The sequence below is a fragment of the Pseudomonas haemolytica genome (genome assembly GCF_009659625.1).
Taxonomy (GTDB): Bacteria; Pseudomonadota; Gammaproteobacteria; order Pseudomonadales; family Pseudomonadaceae; genus Aquipseudomonas; species Aquipseudomonas haemolytica.
Genome location: NZ_VOIW01000005.1, coordinates 474,359 through 494,190 on the forward strand (window position 1 = coordinate 474,359; position 19,832 = coordinate 494,190).

Consider the following 19,832-nt stretch of genomic DNA (forward strand, 5'->3'; position numbering starts at 1 on the left):
GTGAGCGCCAGGGGATTAAGCCCTGGTGCTGCACAGCAGTTGTGCGCGATGGGGCAGTTAACGCAACTGAAACCAGGTGCTTTTCAACTGCGTGTACTTATCAAACGAATGCAGCGACAAATCCCGCCCAAAACCAGACTGTTTGCCGCCACCGAACGGCACCGTCACATCCAGCGCATCAATGGTGTTGACCGACACGGTACCGGCATTCAAGGCGCGAGCCACGCGGTGCGCACGGTTCAGGTCGTCGCTCCAGACCGAGGCTGCCAGGCCGTAGATGCTGGCGTTGGCTTGCTGCACAGCCTGCTCTTCGGTGTCGAAAGCGCTCACCGCCAGTACAGGGCCAAACACTTCATCACGGGCAAGGCTCATGTCGTGGGTGACGTTGCCGAATATCGTCGGCTGGATGAAGTTTGAAGAGCCATTGATGGTCAGTTGTTCACCACCGACCAACAGCGTAGCGCCGTCGGCGCGCGCCTGGCCGATGGCTTTCATGATGTGCGCGGTTTGCCCGCTGTCGACAATCGCACCGGCGGCGCTGCCGGGGTTCAGCGGATTACCCGGCATCCAGGCATGGGATTTGTCGATCAGACGCTCGATGAACTCGTCATGGATCGAGCGTTGCACATACAGGCGCGAGTTGGCCGAGCACACTTCGCCCTGGTTGAAGAAAATCCCGAAGGCGGCCTTCTCGGCTGCCAGGTCCAGGTCCTGGCAGTCCGCAAACACCAGGTTCGGGCTCTTGCCCCCACATTCCAGCCAGACCTGCTTGAGGTTGGACTGGGCGGAATACTGCATGAAGTACTTGCCCACTTGCGTAGAGCCGGTAAACACCAGGCAATCGACATCCGGGTGCAACCCCAGGGCTTTGCCGGCGCTCTCGCCCAAGCCCGGCACCACGTTCAATACGCCCTGCGGGATGCCTGCCTCCAGGGCCAGTTGCGCCAGGCGCAGTGCGGAAAATGGCGATTGTTCGGCAGGCTTGAGCACTACGCTATTGCCCGCCGCCAATGCGGGGGCCAGCTTCCAGGCAGCCATGTCCAGCGGGAAATTCCACGGCACCACCGCCGCAATCACCCCCAATGCTTCGCGGGTAATAGTCGCCAATGCATTCGCCGCAGTCGGTGCGACTTGATCGTAGATTTTGTCCAGGGCTTCGCCGTACCACGCAAAGACGTGCGCAGCACCAGGGACGTCGACGTTATAAGCGTCCATTACCGGCTTGCCCATGTTCAGTGAGTCCAGCAGCGCCAGCTCTTCACGGTGGCTCATCAACAGTTCGGAGAGCTTGAGCAGGATTTTCTTGCGCTCGCCCGGTGGCATGCGCCGCCAAGGGCCGTGGTCGAAGGCGCGGCGTGCGGAACACACCGCCAGGTCGACCTCGGCCTCACCGCAGGCGGCGACATGCGCCAGCAGTTGGTTGGTCGCCGGATTAATCGCATCGAAGGTCGCCCCGGACAACGCACTGACCGGCTGGCCGTCAATCAAAGCCGTGTTAATGAAGGTTTGGCCGGCAGCGCGTTGCTGCCAGTAGTCGAGGTTGAACATGCTGTACTCCTGATTGAACCGAGGTGTGTCAGTTGCCAAATTGGGTAGATTTTTCTTATTCGGCCATCTGCAACTCCGGCATCCCCACCCGAAACCCACGCGTGACGCAGAACAAACAAACCAGCCCCAGACCCATCCAGCACAAGCCGATGGCAAACGACATGCCAGACAAACTCGTCCACAACCACAGGGTGCTGAGAAACCCCAGCCCCGGCAGCACGGCGTAAAGCAGATAGTTGCGAGTACCGCGCAGCTTCTGGTCACCCAGGTAATGCTTGATCACCGCCAGATTCACCGCCGAAAACGCAAACAGCGCGCCAAAGCTGATCATGTTGGCCACCGTGTCCAAGGTGATAAACAGGGCAATCAGCGAGAACAGGCTGACCAGCAGGATCGCGTTGGCCGGCACACGTTTGTTTGTCACCAGCTTGCCGAGCCTCCTGGGCAGTGCGCCGTCGCGCCCCATCGCAAACAGCACGCGGGAAACACTGGCCTGGGAGACCATCGCCGACGCGAAACACCCGGCCACGTAAGTCGCGGTAAATGCACTCACCAGCAGTTCACCACCGACGCGCCGCATCACATCTACCGACGCCGAGTCAGGGTCAGCGAAGCTGTTCCATTCCGGAAACACCATCTGGGCGCAATACGAAACCACCAGGAACAACAGCCCGCCGATCAACGACACCGCCATGATCGCCAACGGGATAGTGCGTCGCGGGTTGGGCGTCTCTTCGGCCATGGTCGACACCGCATCAAAGCCCAGGAACGACAGGCACAGCACCGCCGCGCCGGTCATGATCAGCGGCATGCTGAAGCCTTCATGGTGGAACGGTTTGAGCAACGAGACCGGCTCGGCCTGCCCGCTCAGGTTGTGGATCGATAACGCCACGAACACCACGATGAACACCAGTTGCGCGACGATAAGCACCCAATTGACCCGAGTGATGGACTCGATGCCCACCAGGTTGAGGGCCGTCACCAGGGCAATCGAGCCCAGCACCCACACGGCGGTCGGCACGCCGGGAAAGTATTCGGACAGGTAGATGCCAATCAGCAAGTAGCTGAGCAGCGGCAAGAAGATGTAGTCCAGCAGCAAGGTCCAGCCGGCGATAAAGCCAAAACAGGCACCAAACGCTTTGCGCGTATAGGTGTAGACCGAGCCTGAATAAGGGTGCGCCTGGACCATGCGCCCATAGCTGTAGGCGGTCAGCAGCATGGCAGCCAGGGTCAACAGGTAAGCGGTGGGCAGGTGCCCCTTGGTCATCTGGGTCACCAGCCCGTAGGTGGTGAACACCGCCAGCGGCACCATGTAGGCCAGGCCGAACAGCACCAGCCCGACCAGGCCCAGGGGTTGTCGAAAGCGGCGCGGTGAAGAGCCTTGGGGTGGGACGTGAGGGGCGGGAGTATCGGCTGCGTTTGTTATTGTATTCATTGCTGACTCCTGGGAATTGGAATGCAGGGCGCCGCGGCGTTCGATGAAATCGACACCGTTAATGAGTCATCCATTGGGAGCGGTGGGCCGTCCGTTATCCGGCGCCCACCCTGTTCAATCGACCGGCATGCAGGGCGATAGAGCGATGTCGCTCAGCCCTTCACAGCTTTCCCGCGATCCGTGCGGTGTGGTCCACCGCGATGCGGGTCTTGTCGACCAACTCGTCAAGCTCCGCGCGGCTGGCTACCAGGGCCGGCGCCATGATCATGCGGCCCAGGGTCGAGCGAATGATCACGCCTTGCTCAAAACCAAAGGTGCGGCATTGCCAGGCCAGGTCATTTTCATTGGCAAAGCGTTTGCGCGTGCCCTTGTCCTCGGCGAACTGCAAGGCCGCCAGCATGCCGGTGCCTTGGATCTCGCCAATCAACGGGTGGTTGCCGAAGGCTTCGTGCAGGATCTTCTGCAAGTACGGCCCGGTGTCTTCCTTCACCTGGCGCACGATCCCTTCATCCCGCAGGGCCTTGAGGTTGGCCAAGGCCACCGCCGCCGCGACCGGGTGCCCGGAATACGTCAGGCCATGGGCGAAGACCCCGCCCCGCTCCACCAGCGCCTCGGCCATGCGCTTGCTCAAAACCAGGCCGCCCATGGGCAGGTAACCGGAGGTCAAGCCCTTGGCGATCGACAGGGTGTCGGGTTCAAAACCAAAATACTGGTGGGCAAACCACTCGCCGGTGCGGCCAAAGCCACCAATCACTTCATCGGCGCACAGCAGCACATCGTATTGACGGCAGATGCGCTGAATTTCCGGCCAGTAGCTTTCGGGCGGGAAAATCATGCCGCCGGCGCCCTGGAAGGGTTCGGCGATAAAGCCGGCGACGTTTTCCGCGCCCAGTTCCAGGATCTTCTCTTCCAGTTGCAAGGCGCAGCGGCGACCGAATTCGGCCGGCGTCAACTCACCGCCCTGGGCGTACCAATAGGGCTCATCAATGTGCGCGACGTCCGGGATCAAGCCGCCCATCTCATGCATGAACTTCATGCCGCCCAAGGCTGACGCCGCCAGGGTGGAGCCGTGATAGCCGTTCCAGCGGCCGATCATGATTTTCTTCTGCGGCTTGCCGAGCACTTGCCAGTAGCGGCGCACGGTACGGATCAACACCTCGTTGGCTTCGGAGCCTGAGTTGGTGTAGATCACGTGGCTGTAGTGCCCTGGCAAGAGGCTGAACAGCAACTCGGACAGCTCGATCACCGCCGGATGGGTGGTGTGAAAGAACATGTTGTAGTACGCCAACTGATCCATCTGCGCTGCCGCGGCAGCGGTCAAGTCCTTGCGACCGTAACCGAGCTGGGTGCACCACAGGCCCGACATGCCGTCCAGGTAGCGCTTGCCTTCGCTGTCCCACAGGTACAGCCCCTCACCGCGGACCATCACGCGCGGGCCTTCGGCGTTAAGCGCCTTTTGATCCACAAAGGCGTGGATGTGGTGGGCCGCGTCAGACTTCTGATAGTCCTGCGTCTGCCGTTTCGGTTCGAAGGGTAAGTTCATGGCGTGTTCTCTTGTTGTGGGTAGTCATGCAGGGGCCAGCAGCCCGGCTCAGCGGTTCTTGCTCATGTAGCTTTCAAGCGGGTCTTTGCTCAGCCCGCCCTGGGCTTCGGCCAACGAATCGATGAACAGCGAAAACAGTTCCGATTGCGTGCCGATGTCGAGCTTGCTGTAGATGTGCTTACGGTGGGATTTGATGGTGTCTTCGGAGACCCCGAGGCGCTCGGCCAGTGAGCGCGTAGAGTGGCCCCGCAGGATCAACTGGGCGATCCGGCATTCGCGCTCGGTCAGCAGCGACGAGCCAAAATTGTTGAGCGCCGAATGAATACGCTGCTCCAGCAGGCTTTCGAAGCGCGCGCCCTGCGCATCCAGGCCGACAAAGTGCTTGGCCAGCACCGCCAGCACCCAGGGTGCCATGCGCTTGAACTGTTGGCTGGTGGCAGCGTCGAGCTTTTGCGTGAAGGCCAGCGACACCGCCAGGCTCAGGCCCTTGCTCGCCTGCAGGATGTAGTTGAGCTCATCCTCCAGGTGCGAATGCCGGTAGAACGACTGGTAGTACTCGCTGTGCTCGAAGTGATCGGGGGCCACGTCGGCGAGGTCGTAGCAGCCGGAAACGGCGCCTTCTACACAGGCACCGTAGAACGGGTCGAGCAGGTAGAATCCCGACAGGTACTGGCGCACATTGCCTTGTGGCAGCCATGGCCCGTCCAGTTCGAACAAGGCGCTGGGCATGCCGTCGTGGGGGTAAAGGTACAGGGTCGTGGCCTGGATGGGCCAGATACACCCCAGGGCCTCGAACAACGTGGCGGCAAACCCCGCGTGCCCGATACTCTCGGTGACCCTGGCCATCTGTTCGAACCACTGGGCTGAAGAAAATCGATCATTTTCCACTTCAAAGACTCGCCGTCAGAACGGTTGGGTGCGGCACCACGTCACTGGCGCCCGGGACTGGAGTGATAGTCCCACACCCGCTAAGTCATCGAAATCACCCGTTAGGGTGAGGGCTAGCGCCTGAACCGCGGAACCGTCAAGCCCAGGCTTTCGCGCAAGGTCGAACCTTCATAGGCCGTGCGGTAAACACCGCGCTCCTGCAGCAACGGAATGACTTCCCGGGTGAATCGATCAAATTGCCCAGGGTGCCCGATGTAGATATTGAACCCATCCACGGCCCGCGCCTGGAGCCAGTCGGCCATCTTCTGCGCGACCGTGGCGGCGCTGCCAACGAAGGCGCCCGGGCGCAGTTGCCGGCCAAACTCGACGGCCTGGCGCAGGGTGAAGCCTTTGTCCCGCGCCTGGTCGGCGATGCGCTTGGCGGCGGTGAAAAAACTGCTGCGCGCCGCCTCCAGGCTCTCTTGAGGGAATGGCGCATCGAGGTCGTATTGGCTGAAATCATGCCAGCCAAAATTACGCCCAAACTCCTTCAATGCCAGTTCAAAACTATGGTCAATTTGATGGTAGTGCTGCTCGATGTCCCGGGCGTGTGCATCGGTGTCGCCGACGTAGATTTCCGCACCGGGCATGATCAATAGCTGCTCCGGATCGCGCCCCTGTTGCAGCGCCCTGCCCTTGATATCCCGGTAAAACGCCTGGCCCTGCTCGATGCTGGCCGCATGGGTGAAGATGACGTCCGCCGTGGCAGCACCCAGGTCGCGGCCCTGCTCCGAGTCGCCGGCCTGGAAGATCACCGGTTGGCCCTGGGGTGAGCGCTGGATATTCAGCGGGCCTACCACGGAAAAATGCTTACCCTGGTGATTCAGGCTGTGCAGCTTGCTCGGGTCAAGAAACTGGCCCGTGGCACGGTCGCGCACAAAGGCCTCTTCTTCGTAGGAGTTCCACAAACCCTGCACTACCTGCACGTGTTCGGCGGCGCGGCCATAGCGGGTGGCATAGTCATAGTGTTCGTCACGGCTGTAATTGCCAGCGGTCCCGGCATCGCCGCTGGTGACCACGTTCCAGCCGGCGCGGCCTTTGCTGATCAGGTCCAGGGACGCCAGGCGCCGTGCGACGTTATAAGGCGAGTTGTAGGAGGTAGTCAGCGTACCGACCAGGCCGATATGCCGGGTGCTCACAGCCAGTGCCGATAACAGCGTCAGCGGCTCCAGGCGATTGAGGTAATGGGACGGCGAGCCTTCGGTGATGAACTGGCTGTCGACGATAAACATCAGGTCGAACAGCGCCGCCTCGGCCTGGCGTGCAATGTCGATGTACCAGTCGACGTTGACACTGGCATCGGCCGGCAATTGCGGGTCGAGCCACAGGTTATGGCGGCCGGGCCCGCCGCAGCCCATGGTCAGGGCACCCAGTTTGAGCTGTCTTTTAGTCATTGCGCAGGCATTCCTTGAAGCGTTCAGGGCTGGGTCTTGGCGACGGTAGGCTGCAAGGACGCCGCAAATGAAGGGTCAAACAACGTGGCGGCCGAGTAGGACTTGACCAGGCCCTGGCTGGCGAAAAACTCCACGGTCTTTTGCGCCTCCACCGGCGACTGGGCCGTCAGTGGCTCGACGGTGGTGCGCGCGCGGGCAAACCAGGCGCGGGCGATGTCGGCATCGGCACGGGTGCGCTTGGCCCAGGCGTCGGCATATGCATTGGCGTTGTCCGGGTTTTGACGGGCCCAGTCACGGGCCTTTTTCAGGCGCTGGAGAAAGTCGCTGATAGGCCCGCGCTTGGCCTCGACGGCACTGGCGTTGGCGGCAATGAAACTCTGGGCCGGGATCAAGCCCTCAGCGGTTGCCAGCACCCGTGCACCTTGGCGTTCCTGTTGTGTGACGTAGGGTTCCCAGGTGGCGATGACGTCCACCGAACCGCCTTCCAGCGCATGGGAGGCGTCCAGCGCACTGAGATAACGCCACTCCAGCGAATCCCGAGCAACCCCGGCTTGATCCAGCGCAGTCAACAGCAGTTGCTGGCTCCAGGAGCCTTTCCAGATCGCGGCGCGCTTGCCCGTCAGATCGGCCAGGCTGTGGATCGGCGAATCCTTTTTCACCAGGATGGCCACGCCTTCGAGATTTTGCCGGCTGACCGCGATCACCTTGATCGGCGCGCCCAATGCGCCCAGAAACAACACCGGAGCATCACCGAGCAGGCCAATATCCAGGCTGCCGACGTTCAGCGCTTCGGCGACGGGTGAACCGGCAGTGAATTGCTTCCACTCCAGTGTGTAGGGCAGATCATCCAGCACCCCCGCCGCTTCCATCACGGCTTGGGCGTTGTAGCTCTGGTCGCCGACGACCAGGGTTTGCGCCTGCGCCGTCAGGCACAGCAAGGCGGCGGCCAACCCGGCCGCCAGTGTTGTCAGGTAACGCACGTTCGTCTCCAGATGCCTTGAGAGGCACTTCAAGTCGATCCGCGCGTGCGGTCTCGGTTATGTTCGTAGGGATCGATACGATAAGGTTCTAAGGGCTGGACTCAAAATACCCATAATGCATAACGTAATGCATTAATAATGCGCACACCGCATTATGCTATCGAGGCACCTCGACCCGTGCCACCAGCCCCGAGCCACTCACGCGGTTGCTCAAGGTCAGCTCGCCACCCTGCTCTCGCACAATGGCCCGCGCCGCCGAAAGCCCCAGCCCCACGCCGCCGGTAGCGCGGTTGCGCGAGGTTTCGAGGCGAAAGAAGGGATCGAAAACGCGCTCAAGGTCAGCTTCAGGAATCCCCGGGCCTTCATCGCTGACTTCGATGCAGATTCGGTGGTCGTCACCGTTGAGCCTGATGCTGGGGTGGCGAGCATACTTGGCGGCGTTTTCGAGCAGGTTGACGATCACCCGTTTAAGCCCCAGTGGGCGGCCGTGATAGACCAGGTGGGATGGGCCGCTGAAATCGACTGCAAGGTGCTGGTCACGGTAGTCATCGATGATGGTTTGCAGCAATTCAGACAGATCGAATGCGGTGCTTTGCTCCCCCACGGTATCGTCGCGGAAGAACGCCAGTGCGGCGTTGATCATCGCCTGCATTTCCTCGACATCGCGAATCAGCTTGTGCTGATGGTCCAGGTCTTCCATGAACTCGCAGCGCAGGCGTATCCGCGTTAACGGCGCGCGCAGGTCGTGAGAAATCGCCGCGAGCATATGGGTGCGTTCGCCGATGAAGTGCTGGATCTGCGCCTGCATGGTGTTGAAGGCGATGATGGCCTGGCGTATTTCATCCGGGCCTTCAATACCGATGGGCGGTGCGCGCAGGTCGCCGCCGAAGCGCCTGGCGGCACTGGCGAAACGCTGCAACGGCTTGGCCAATTGGCGGGTGGCGAGCCAGGCGACCAGCAAGGTCGCGATCAACCCCAAGGTGATGATCACCGCGATCCGCGTGGGTGCGTCCAGGCCCCAACTGCGCTCGGGGGGGATAAATGACAACCAGCTGCCATCGCGCAGTTGGACGAGCGCTACATAGTGCGCATCGGGACTGCCCTTGGGCCAGTCGGCTGGGCCGTACACCTGGATATCTCGCTGCGTGCCAAACAATGCCTGCAACTGCGGCACCTTGCTGGTTTGAAACAAGGTACCGCCGACGGGAAGGCTAAAATCCGCGGGATCGGCACTCCACGCCACATGCAACGTAGTATCGGTGGCCGCAGCGGCCAACTGCGGACGCAGCGATGCCGGCGCGGCTTCGATCACTTTCGACGTTGCGGCCATTTGTTCCAGCAACCCCGTGCGGTCGATAGGCGGGCGCGCCCACACTCCGGCCACCTGCACGAACAAGGCATTGAGGGCCAGGGAAGCGAGCATCGCGGCGAGAATGGTCAGGGCGATCCGCCGGTTCAGGGTGTCGCGGCGCAACAGGCGGCGGATCATGAACGGGTGACCGGCGCGGTGAACATATAGCCTCCATTGCGTACGGTGCGGATCAGGTCCGGGCGCTTGCAATCGGGCTCGATCTTGCGCCGCAGCCTACTGACCTGCACATCGATGCTGCGGTCGAACGCGTCGTGGCCCTCGCCGCGGGTCAGGTCGATCAATTGATCGCGGGTGAGGATGCGCTGGGGGTGTTCAAGAAACACCACCAGCAGGTCGAACTCGCCACCTGACAGCGGAATCATCACGCCTTCAGGAGAGCGCAGCTCGCGGCAGGTGATATCCAGATGCCAACCGGCGAAGGCAATCACCGGCCGAGAGCGTTCGCTGGCGACGCTGAGCGATTGGCCCGCACGTCGCTGCACGGCGCGCAGGCGTGCCAGCAACTCACGTGGGGCGAACGGCTTGGTCAGGTAGTCGTCAGCGCCCAGTTCCAGGCCGACAATGCGATCACTCAACTCGCCCATGGCCGTGAGCATGATGATGGGAATGCCCATCTGCGCACGCACTTTCTGGCACAGGCTGAGGCCGCCTTCGCCAGGCAGCATGAGGTCGAGAATGATGGTGTCCGGCCGCTGCTGCGCGATGGCTGCCCACATGGCCGCACCGTCCACTGCCACGTCGACTTCATAGGCGTGCTGGACGAAGAACTTCTTCAGCAATGCCAGAATCTCTACATCGTCATCGACGATCAGCAGTCGGCTCACGTTCACAGATCCCCTGGCCAAAAAGGTAGACATCTAAAACCATTCCGGCGCCCGGGTCATTTATTTCAATCGAGCAACATTCCTGCGCCACCGACACAACCCGGACATCTTCGGGAAAACCCGCTCGGGCATCCTGCACGCCTTCCATCCAAGGAGACGTCCATGAAGACTTTGAGCAGCAGGTATACCGAGCAGGCCCAGGACGCCACACGGCCATTGGTGCTGAGCCAGCGCACGTCATCACCCGCGCAAGACAGCCCTGTGTTGTTTCAGGAGTCGTGCCTGGGCCTGACCGCGGATCAGGACCGCATTGTGCTGCGCCGCTACTTCGAACATTACAGCCCCGATGCCGGGCGCTGGGTCGAGTACGCCCATTCCATTTCCACCGCTGAGCTTGTGCACTGGATCATGACCCATGGCCAGTTGCACATCGAATGCTCCCACGACACCCCGGACGAAAAGGTAGCCCATTGATGACCCGCAAACGCTCACTGCCACTATTGATAGCGGCCACCCTGAGCCTGTCGGCCTGCAGCAGTAACACCGTCGAGCCCGAACGATATACCGGGTTTCTTCACGATTACAGCCTGCTCAAGGAGCAACAGAGCCCTTCGGGCGAGACAATACTGAGTTGGGTCAGCCCTGCGTTGAAACGCGGGCGCTACAAGCAGGTTTACCTGGCACCCAGCCAGTTCTACCCTGCCGTTGAGCCGAGCGCCCGGATTCCACAAAGCACACTCTCCCACGTCACCGGGTACTACGACCTGGTACTGAGGTCGGAACTGGGCAAAGTCGTGTATCTGGCCGCAAAGCCGGGGCCCGACATCCTGACGGTGCGGCCTGCAATCACCCGCATCGCCACCAGCACCCAGGGGCTGCGCCTCTATGAGTGGCTGCCGATCACCTTGGTTGCCGCAGGCGTGAGCACCGCCACCGGCATCCGCGACCAGGACAGTGAAATCGCTACGGAGCTGTCCCTGGAAGATGGTTCGACCGGCGATGTGGTGGCCGCCATGGTGCGCAAGGGCACTGGCATTCCCCTGGACAACGACAAGCAAGTCATGGCCGCCGACAACGTCAAGGAAGTGCTCGATGGCTGGGCGCGCGACCTCGGCACGTCTTACCGTGCGATCGCTCAGTAGCGATGATCCATGGGCTGACGCACACGCCCTGCTCAAACGTCATAATCACCTGGACCTCTGCGTGGTAATCTCACGGCACCACGAATAGACATTGATCGTCACTTGACGATGACCAAAGCCAGGAAAGAACATGCCCAAGATTTCTCACTCAGCGCTACGCCGCAACTTCCGTGACCTGCTTGCAACGCCCATCTGCGTTGAAACCGCTTCCGTGTTCGACCCCATGTCTGCCCGCATCGCGGCCGACCTGGGTTTTGAAGTCGGGATCCTGGGCGGTTCAGTCGCTTCCCTGCAGGTACTGGCAGCCCCTGATTTTGCGTTGATTACCCTGAGTGAGTTCGTTGAGCAGGCTACCCGCATCGGCCGTGTTGCCCAGTTGCCGTTCATTGCCGACGCCGACCACGGCTACGGCAACGCCCTGAACGTGATGCGTACCGTCGAAGAACTGGAGCGTGCCGGCGTCGCCGCGCTGACCATTGAAGACACGCTCCTGCCCGCGCAATTCGGGCGTAAATCCACTGATCTGATTTCCGTCGAAGAAGGCATCGGCAAGGTCAAGGCTGCCCTCGAGGCGCGGGTCGACCCTGAGCTGTCGATCATTGCCCGCACCAATGCGGGTGTGCTGCCCACCGCCGACGTGATTGCGCGCACCAAGGCCTATGAAAAGGCTGGCGCCGATGGGATCTGCATGGTCGGCGTCAAAGACTTCGAGCACCTGGAACAGATCGCGGAAAACCTCACGGTACCGTTGATGCTGGTGACCTATGGCAACCCGCAACTGCACGACAGCGAGCGCCTGGCCAGCCTGGGCGTGCGCATCGTGGTAGCCGGGCATGGCGCCTACTTCGCCGCGATCAAGGCCACTTACGACAGCCTGCGTGCCCAACGCCAGCTCACCCATAGCACTTCGAACCTCAGTGCGACGGAGTTGACCCACACCTACACATTGCCTGAGAGCTATGTGGCGTGGGCGGAAGAGTTCATGGATGTAAAAGAGTAATGGCGCACAGGTGCTGATGCGCGTCATCAGCATCTGGCACACTCCGTCTATGCGTGAGCTAAGTGGCTTCTGAAAGAGGTCGTCCACCTGAGCAAAAAATTTATATATTATCAGCCAGCCGCTTCAACGCTGAAAATGCGTTTTCATAACCCGGTTTCCCATTCAGAAATTCACCCAGCTTTTTCACGGCTCCGGCGACAACAGGGTTTACTTGCTCTTTTACGCCATAAATCGATACATCTTTTAAGTGCTCAACGCACAATCTGTCGCCGATGACACTACGAGACTTGAATACACGCACATAAATATGATTTGTTTGAAATAGGATAAAGTCAATGTGATCATTATAATCATGTACTGACGGATGAAAACAATCAAACACATTAGCAGTGTAATCTGCACTTAAGGCAGCCACCCTAAAATAATCCTTGTCACTTTTCAAGGCGTTGCACGTAACACATGCAAGAGCCAGGTTGCTGTACTCAAATGCAAACATGGGGTAACGTGCGATAGGTAAAATATGCTCAATATTTGAATTTTTTCGATGATAAATTTTATCCCGGCAATAGCAGCAAAGAGACATTTGCTTAGCTTGTAAATGCTCGGACAAAGCCTTATGTATGTACGCCCCTTTTGGCTCGTTATAAAACTTTCCCCATACCGCCTTTCTGGGTGGAAATACCTTTCGGCATGCAGCGTGATACCTTAGTATCAACCGCCAGGCCGCAAACCTATTGCTTCTCTGCGTTTTGTATAACCCCCCCAAAAAAGCAGACACATCATGCGTCATAAGATAGACTCACCTTTGAATGTCTATTCAAGATTTCCGCAATGGCTCCTTCAAACTCTAGCGCAGCATTATCAACTTCTAATTGGCTCGCATCTGTTGCGGAAACTTTGCGCATGTGTTGACTCAAACGTGCAGCCTGATCTTTTATATCGGCCTTTGAATAAGCTCGATCGTTGACGTGATCAATAGCCATGCCCAGAATACGCGCAAACGACTCAAATAAAGCTTTATTTTTTGGCGTGTAAGTATGAAATTCTTTCAGCATAAGCGCTTCAACGTTAATCTCATCTTTAGTGATAACTCTTAGCGCCTTGTACTTTTCCATATTAAAACATGCCCCTCCTTCCAATATCGCACTTGAAATTAATACTGGAGAGTGCGTGGCGACGATCAAGCGGCAATTATTCGCGCAGGCGATTACGTCATGTATAAGTGCTGGCCATGCAAGCTGCCATTCCACATGAAGACTTATTTGAGGCTCATCCAAAATGAATACAACATCATTCTTTATTTGTGAAGTAATCTTCAGAACAGTGGAAATTATATTTTGCTCTCCGGAGCTTAGGCCTGAGAAAGCAATGGTGCCGCCATCCTTGCCAATTACGAGTTCAAAAGGTCGCGCCGGATCGTCAAAAATAGACGAGAACTTTTCAACAAACTCATGATTAAGAACTGAGGATGAAAAGCCTGCCGCTTTGAAACTCTTGCGTTTGGTTGCACGAGGCTCTATATAGAGAATAGGGTCGAATCCCAGTCGCTCTAGAAACTCAAGAAGAACAACTGAACCGCCATTAGCCAAGGATTTTACGTAATGCAAAACTGCATTCGCCGACAGTGCGGTTAAATGGCTTGCGTTTCCAACGGTACGACTTCCTAGATAGGTATAGCTCCCTTGCTTTTCACGCCGGGTAGTTTTCCCGAACCGAAACCTATCAGTGAGCCCGTAGGAAATAACTACCACATCATGGCTAGCGGACAGATACTTTGCGTTGAATTCAAGCATTCTACTTTTACCCACACCGTTATTGCCGATAACGTAGGTAAACTTATTTGTTACATCTACAAGAGGGAATGTAGCGTCTGAGATGTCCATATCCAAGGAGTCCGATCATGAGCGGAGAAAAAGTGGCATTATGCCACGCTTTAATAGCGCTGATATCTCAAATTTTCCTAAACTTCAGACCATAGCAATTTTCTGACTCAGGAGATTTAATATCGTCCTACGCTGGCCGTTGGCCGGCCTGTTCCACTTTCAGATATGAGGTCCCTCATGGCCAACCACGACCTGTCCTACACCCCCGACCCGGATGCCGACTCCATCTCCTCCGATGTGATCGGCTTCAACGGCATCCTGGTCTCCACCCAAGTGCCAACCCGCGCCGACGGCAGCCTGGAGCTGGGGGATATCACCCTGCAAAGCGAGTGCACCCTGCAAGCGCTGAAAGTCGCGCTGGAGAAAGCCGGCAGCTCCATGGACCGGGTCATGCACCTGACCATTTACCTCACCGACATGGCTGATCGTGCGGTGTTCAACGAGGTCTATAAGCGCTTCTTCGCCAAGCCATGGCCGGTGCGGGCTGCGGTGGGGGTTGCGGCGTTGGCGGTGGAAGGTATGCGGGTTGAAGTGACGGCTATGGCTGCCAAGGCTTGAATCTGTGGTGGCCTCAGGGCTGACGAGGATGTTGGTTTTCAGACCGGGTACATATCCATTGCTGCGGTAACGGCCGCTTAGGGTTCCGCTCTTACAGCGGCTCACTTTTGAACAGCGCAAAAGTAAGCAAAACGCTCTTGCCCCACCACTCGGCACCTCGCCTAGGCTCGGTGTGCCCGTAATCCGACATTGATTTGGGGGGCCGCCGCCACGCGCCATCCATGGCGCGGGGCGGCTAAACCGGCATCCCTGCCGGTTTACCCCCCAAATCAATATCGAATTGCGGCCAGCGTGGTTTAACGGGGCGCCTAAGATCAAAATCAAGATCAAGATCAAAAGCAAAAGCGAGGCGGCCTTATAGCCGACCTGATCGATGCTGCGTGCACGTACCCCCCTGTGGGAGCGGGCTTGCTCGCGAAAGCGGTGGGTCAGTCAACCTCACTGTTTGCTGGGCCGACGCCTTCGCGAGCAAGCCCGCTCCCACATTTAGCTCGGTGATGCTCATGCTGCAAGGCGCCCCATGACCCCGACAGCCCTGCGGTAGATGCCGCCCAGGCATTTCACGGCTACAATGCGCGCCTCAACCGTGACAAGCCTGACTTAAAAAACTATGTCCTTGCCCAAGCATCACCTGGAATTGCTCAGCCCTGCCCGCGATGTCGCCATTGCCCGCGAGGCTATCCTGCATGGCGCCGACGCCATCTACATCGGCGGGCCGAGCTTCGGCGCGCGCCATAATGCCTGTAACGAGGTGAGCGATATCGCTCAACTGGTGGAATTCGCCCGGCGCTACCACGCCCGCGTCTTCACCACTATCAACACCATCTTGCATGACAACGAGCTGGAGCCGGCGCGCAAGCTGATCCACCAGCTCTACGATGCCGGTGTCGACGCGCTGATCGTGCAGGACCTGGGCGTCATGGAGCTGGATATTCCGCCCATCGAGCTGCATGCCAGCACCCAGACCGACATCCGCACCCTGGGCCGCGCCAGGTTTCTCGACCAGGCCGGTTTCTCGCAGCTGGTGTTGGCCCGCGAGCTGAACCTGCAAGAGATCCGCGCCATCGCCGATGAGACCGATGCCGCCATCGAGTTCTTTATCCACGGCGCCTTGTGCGTGGCGTTCTCGGGGCAATGCAATATCTCCCACGCGCAGAATGGCCGCAGCGCCAACCGTGGCGACTGCTCCCAGGCCTGCCGCCTGCCGTACACCTTGAAAGATGACCAGGGCCGCGTGGTCGCCTTTGAAAAGCACCTGCTGTCGATGAAGGACAACAACCAGAGCGCCAACCTGCGTGCCCTGGTCGAAGCCGGTGTGCGCTCGTTCAAGATCGAAGGCCGCTACAAGGACATGGGCTATGTGAAGAACATCACCGCCTACTACCGACAGCGCCTCGACGAGATCCTCGAAGACCGCCCGGACCTGGCCCGCGCGTCCAGTGGCCGTACCGCGCATTTCTTCCTGCCCGATCCGGAAAAGACCTTCCACCGTGGCAGCACCGACTACTTTGTCAGCGATCGCAAGATCGACATTGGTGCGTTCGACACCCCAACCTTCACCGGCCTGCCGGTGGGTGTGGTGGAGAAAGCCGGCAAGCGTGACTTGCAGGTGGTCACCCATGAGCCGTTGTCCAACGGCGATGGCCTGAATGTGCTGGTCAAGCGTGAAGTGGTGGGTTTCCGCGCCAATATCGCCGAGCCCAAGGGCGAGTTCGAAGAAGACGGCGAAAAGCGCTACCGCTACCGCGTCGAGCCGAATGAAATGCCGGCCGGCCTGCATCAGTTGCGCCCGAACCACCCGCTGAACCGCAACCTGGACCATAACTGGCAACAGGCGCTGCTGAAAACGTCCGCCGAGCGCCGTATTGGCCTGTCGTGGGTCGCGCGCCTGCGTGAAGACCAGCTGGACGTCACCGCCACCAGCGAAGAAGGCATCAGCGCCAGCGTCACCCTGCCCGGCCCATTTGGCGTGGCGAACAAGCCGGAACAGGCGCTGGACACCCTGCGTGACCTGCTCGGTCAGCTCGGCACTACCGAGTACCACGCAACTCGCATCGAGCTGGATGCACCGCAAGCGTTCTTCATCCCCAACTCCCAGCTCAAGGCCTTGCGCCGTGAAGTGATCGAGGCGCTGACCGCTGCACGCATCAAGGCGCACCCACGTGGCGGGCGCAAGGCTGAAACCTCGCCGCCGCCGGTGTACCCGGAAGCGCACCTGTCGTTCCTGGCCAACGTCTACAACCAGAAGGCCCGGGACTTCTACCACCGTCACGGCGTGAAGCTGATCGACGCGGCCTTTGAAGCCCACGAAGAAACCGGCGAAGTGCCGGTGATGATCACCAAGCACTGCCTGCGTTTCTCGTTCAACCTGTGCCCTAAACAAGCCAAGGGTGTGACCGGGGTGAAAACCAAGGTGGCGCCGATGCAATTGATCCACGGTGACGAAGTGCTGACCTTGAAGTTCGACTGCAAACCCTGCGAGATGCATGTGGTGGGCAAGATCAAGGGGCATATCCTCGGGCTGCCGCAACCGGGCAGCACCGTGGAGCATTTCAACCCGGAAAACCTCATCTTTCAGGGCACGCACTGACCCTGCGGGAGCGGGGCCACCACCAGCCCCGCTGCAACCCTGCCGCCGCCAGCAAAATGGCCGCCACACCCAGCCATTGCAACCACCCCAGGCGATGCCCGAAGGCAATCCAGTCGACGAAAATCGCCGCAATCGGGTAGATGAACGACAGTGCCCCAGTGATCGCGGTCGGCAGTTTCTGGATCGCGCCATACAGCAGCACGTACATCAAACCAGTGTGCACCACCCCTAAAGTCACCAGCGCAGCCCAGGCGTTTGCGGATGCCGGCAAGCCATTCCAGGGCACCAGCGGCGCCAGGAGTATCGCGCCAGTGGTCACCTGGATCAGCGCCATCAAATGCGGCGGCACCTCCTTGAGGCGCTTGATGATCAACGCGGCTATCGCGTACAAGAATGCCGCGCCCAGGGCCAGCGCAATGCCCACCAGGTAATCGCCGCCACCCGTCTGCTCGCCATGGGCGGTGACAATCGCCAACATGCCCAGGAATGCCACGCTCAACCACGCCAGTTTCTGCACGGTGATTTTTTCACCGAGAAACAGCGCCGCCAGCATCACCAATATGAACGGTTGCACGTTGTACACCGCCGTACTGATGGCAATCGAAGCGCGGGAATAGGATTCGAACAGCAGCAGCCAGTTGCCGACGATGGCCACGCCGCTGAGTACCGCCAACCCGAGTTTCGCCCAGTTGAGCAGGTCCAGTCGCAGATAACCCAGCCATGCGCAAACCAGCAGCAGCGTCAGCGCGCCGATCACGCAGCGCCAGAACACCACTTCGATCACCGACACGCCAGACACCAGTACAAACCAGCCAATGCTGCCCGAGATCAGCATGGCGGCGACCATTTCCCACGACCCGCGACGGATGGATGAATCCATGATTGAGGCTCCTCAAGTGAGGCTCAATTATGGCAATCTGCTCGATACAGCTACAGCGCCTAAAAAAGGCAAAACCCGACAATCACCTTTTCTTATTAGGCGGATCGCATGATCGACACCATCGACCAGCAACTGATCGCCGCCTTGATGGACGACTCTCGACTGTCCCTCAAGGCCCTGGCGGGCATCACCGGGCTGTCCTCGCCCAGCGTCAGCGAACGCCTGCGGCGTTTGGAAGAGCGCGGTGTGCTGACCCACTACACCGTTGACATCGACCCCAAACACTTCGGCTACCTGCTGCAAGCCATCGTGCGCATCCGCCCCCTGCCCGGCAAACTGCAGGAAGTGGAACGGCAAATCCAGGCGATCCCCGAGTTCACCGAGTGCGACAAGGTCACCGGCGATGACTGCTTTATTGCACGCCTGCATGTGCGCACCATGGAGCATCTCGACACGCTGCTCGACCGGCTTAATACCTACGCCGAAACCAACACCGCTATCGTCAAGAAAACGCCGGTGAAGCGGCGTTTACCGCCCTTGGCTGATTAGCTACAAACTGCACAATCCGCCGGCAGGCCTCGACCAGGCGTTCTTCGCCCAAGGTAAACGATAGCCGGACGAACCCCTGTGCCGGCTCGCCAAAGGCCGCCGCATCCAGCACCGACACGCCGGCTTCACGAAACAGGCGCCAGGCGAAATCCAGGGAGCTGAGGCCTGTGCCACGCACATCCACCAGCACAAACATACCCGCTTGTGGCGCCTGCACCCGGATGCCCGGGCAGTCACTCAGGCCAGCCACTACCAAGTCGCGTCGGCGCCGGTAGACCTCGCGCATGCCCTCAGTCACCTGGTCATGGGCCAACACCGCAGCCGTCGCCGCCTCCATCACAAAGCCAGGCAAGCCATACAGCATGCTCAACACCAGCGTTTCGGCGTGCGTCACCATCTGCGGTGCAGCGATGAGCCAGCCGATACGCCAGCCAGTCATGGCGTGGGACTTGGACAAGCTGCCGATCACGATGCAGCGCCGTGCCATACCCGGCAACGCCGCGAGGCTGTGGTACTCGCCGTCAAACACCAGGCTTTCGTAGACCTCATCCACCACCACCCACAGATCATGGGCGATGGCGAGGTCGGCGATGGCTTGCAGTTCCTGCGGGTTAAGCACCACGCCAGTGGGGTTGTTCGGGTTGGAAAAGAATATCGCCCGGGTGCGCGGGGTAATCGCGGCGGCGAGCAATTGTGGGTCCAGGCGAAAGCCGGATTGCGCGCTGCACGGCACCCGCACCAAGGTCGCGCCGCTGGCCTTGAGTGTGGCTTCGTAGGTGACGTACATCGGGTCGAGCACCAGCACCTCGTCGCCAGCCTGCAACAGGCACAACGAGCTGATGAACAGTGCGTTCTGTGCGCCGGGCACGATGATCACGTTGTCAGCAGTCAGCGGGCGGTCGAGGGTTTGGCTGTAGCGCGCAGCGACCGCTTCGCGCAGGGCCGGGCGACCGGCGATCTCGGTGTAATGGGAATCTCCTGCCTGCAGGGCGTCGACGGCGGCGTCGGTGATGAAGGACGGCGTGGCGAAGTCCGGGTCGCCGACGCTGAGGATGATGATGTCTTCACCCTGGCTGGCAGCGTTGAACGCAGCGTGGTGGATGTCCCAGGCGGCGACGCCCTGCCCTGCAATACGCTCAACAAAGGGGGAAAACCGCATGCCAGAGCCTCTGGTTCAAGATGGAAAAGCGTGAACCCGTTATTGTGC

General features: G+C 59.7%; 17 protein-coding genes and 1 pseudogene. 6 read left to right on the forward strand and 12 right to left on the reverse strand.

Annotated features, from left to right (window positions below; translation table 11 throughout):
- Positions 1 to 57: 57 nt before the first annotated feature.
- The 8 genes from FRT59_RS18775 to FRT59_RS18810 all read right to left on the reverse strand — a co-directional run bounded on the left by FRT59_RS18775 (position 58) and on the right by FRT59_RS18810 (position 10,056).
- Positions 58 to 1,548, reverse strand: coding sequence for an aldehyde dehydrogenase (locus tag FRT59_RS18775; protein ID WP_153871987.1), 1,491 nt, complete (start codon positions 1,546 to 1,548; stop codon positions 58 to 60).
- A gap of 55 nt (positions 1,549 to 1,603) precedes the next feature.
- Positions 1,604 to 2,983 carry an APC family permease gene (locus FRT59_RS18780; RefSeq protein ID WP_153871988.1) on the reverse strand — a complete coding sequence of 460 codons (1,380 nt, stop codon included), beginning with the start codon at positions 2,981 to 2,983 and terminating at the stop codon, positions 1,604 to 1,606.
- A 160-nt stretch (positions 2,984 to 3,143) separates the two neighbouring features.
- Positions 3,144 to 4,526, reverse strand: a complete 1,383-nt coding sequence (locus FRT59_RS18785; protein ID WP_153871989.1) for an aspartate aminotransferase family protein — start codon at positions 4,524 to 4,526, stop codon at positions 3,144 to 3,146.
- A 48-nt stretch (positions 4,527 to 4,574) separates the two neighbouring features.
- The gene (locus tag FRT59_RS18790; protein WP_153872071.1) at positions 4,575 to 5,372 is read right to left on the reverse strand and encodes a helix-turn-helix transcriptional regulator; all 798 of its coding nucleotides are present in this window, start codon (positions 5,370 to 5,372) and stop codon (positions 4,575 to 4,577) included.
- A 155-nt stretch (positions 5,373 to 5,527) separates the two neighbouring features.
- A complete protein-coding gene (locus FRT59_RS18795) occupies positions 5,528 to 6,847 on the reverse strand; it encodes an LLM class flavin-dependent oxidoreductase (protein WP_153871990.1) in 1,320 nt (439 codons plus the stop codon).
- A gap of 23 nt (positions 6,848 to 6,870) precedes the next feature.
- Positions 6,871 to 7,827 carry an ABC transporter substrate-binding protein gene (locus FRT59_RS18800; protein WP_198809735.1) on the reverse strand — a complete coding sequence of 319 codons (957 nt, stop codon included), beginning with the start codon at positions 7,825 to 7,827 and terminating at the stop codon, positions 6,871 to 6,873.
- A gap of 157 nt (positions 7,828 to 7,984) precedes the next feature.
- A complete protein-coding gene (locus FRT59_RS18805) occupies positions 7,985 to 9,316 on the reverse strand; it encodes an ATP-binding protein (protein WP_153871991.1) in 1,332 nt (443 codons plus the stop codon).
- The gene (locus FRT59_RS18810) at positions 9,313 to 10,056 is read right to left on the reverse strand and encodes a response regulator (RefSeq protein WP_153871992.1); all 744 of its coding nucleotides are present in this window, start codon (positions 10,054 to 10,056) and stop codon (positions 9,313 to 9,315) included. The genes FRT59_RS18805 and FRT59_RS18810 overlap by 4 nt, the downstream gene beginning before the upstream one ends.
- A gap of 129 nt (positions 10,057 to 10,185) precedes the next feature.
- On the opposite strand from FRT59_RS18810, the gene FRT59_RS18815 reads away from it, so the two are divergent.
- The 3 genes from FRT59_RS18815 (at position 10,186) to FRT59_RS18825 (ending at position 12,165) form a co-directional block, all read left to right on the forward strand.
- Complete coding sequence (locus tag FRT59_RS18815; RefSeq protein WP_153839732.1) at positions 10,186 to 10,497, forward strand: hypothetical protein; 312 nt, start codon at positions 10,186 to 10,188, stop codon at positions 10,495 to 10,497.
- Positions 10,497 to 11,165, forward strand: a complete 669-nt coding sequence (locus tag FRT59_RS18820; RefSeq protein WP_153871993.1) for a DUF3313 domain-containing protein — start codon at positions 10,497 to 10,499, stop codon at positions 11,163 to 11,165. The genes FRT59_RS18815 and FRT59_RS18820 overlap by 1 nt, the downstream gene beginning before the upstream one ends.
- Before the next feature lie 130 nt (positions 11,166 to 11,295).
- Positions 11,296 to 12,165: an isocitrate lyase/PEP mutase family protein gene (locus FRT59_RS18825; RefSeq protein WP_034119553.1), complete on the forward strand. Its 870-nt coding sequence runs from the start codon at positions 11,296 to 11,298 to the stop codon at positions 12,163 to 12,165.
- Between the two features lie 100 nt (positions 12,166 to 12,265).
- Here FRT59_RS18825 and FRT59_RS18830 read toward each other — a convergent pair whose 3' ends face one another.
- Together FRT59_RS18830 and FRT59_RS18835 are read right to left on the reverse strand one after the other, a co-directional pair.
- Positions 12,266 to 12,955, reverse strand: coding sequence for an HNH endonuclease (locus tag FRT59_RS18830; RefSeq protein WP_080752977.1), 690 nt, complete (start codon positions 12,953 to 12,955; stop codon positions 12,266 to 12,268).
- Complete coding sequence (locus FRT59_RS18835) at positions 12,945 to 14,048, reverse strand: AAA family ATPase (protein ID WP_153871994.1); 1,104 nt, start codon at positions 14,046 to 14,048, stop codon at positions 12,945 to 12,947. Before FRT59_RS18835 ends, FRT59_RS18830 begins: the two co-directional genes overlap by 11 nt.
- Positions 14,049 to 14,225: 177 nt before the next feature.
- Between FRT59_RS18835 and FRT59_RS18840 the strand changes: the two genes are divergently transcribed.
- Both FRT59_RS18840 and FRT59_RS18845 read left to right on the forward strand, forming a co-directional pair.
- The gene (locus FRT59_RS18840) at positions 14,226 to 14,606 is read left to right on the forward strand and encodes a RidA family protein (RefSeq protein WP_034119550.1); all 381 of its coding nucleotides are present in this window, start codon (positions 14,226 to 14,228) and stop codon (positions 14,604 to 14,606) included.
- A 610-nt stretch (positions 14,607 to 15,216) separates the two neighbouring features.
- Entirely contained in the window at positions 15,217 to 17,196 is a 1,980-nt protein-coding gene (locus FRT59_RS18845) for a peptidase U32 family protein (RefSeq protein ID WP_034119701.1), read from the forward strand.
- Here FRT59_RS18845 and FRT59_RS18850 read toward each other — a convergent pair.
- Complete coding sequence (locus FRT59_RS18850) at positions 17,174 to 18,076, reverse strand: DMT family transporter (protein ID WP_153839866.1); 903 nt, start codon at positions 18,074 to 18,076, stop codon at positions 17,174 to 17,176. The genes FRT59_RS18845 and FRT59_RS18850 overlap by 23 nt on opposite strands.
- A gap of 108 nt (positions 18,077 to 18,184) precedes the next feature.
- On the opposite strand from FRT59_RS18850, the gene FRT59_RS18855 reads away from it, so the two are divergent.
- Positions 18,185 to 18,625 carry an Lrp/AsnC family transcriptional regulator gene (locus FRT59_RS18855; protein WP_034119698.1) on the forward strand — a complete coding sequence of 147 codons (441 nt, stop codon included), beginning with the start codon at positions 18,185 to 18,187 and terminating at the stop codon, positions 18,623 to 18,625.
- Here FRT59_RS18855 and FRT59_RS18860 read toward each other — a convergent pair.
- Positions 18,597 to 19,784: pseudogene (locus FRT59_RS18860) on the reverse strand (pyridoxal phosphate-dependent aminotransferase); the annotation flags it as partial. The gene FRT59_RS18855 and the pseudogene FRT59_RS18860 overlap by 29 nt on opposite strands.
- Positions 19,785 to 19,832 lie beyond the last annotated feature (48 nt).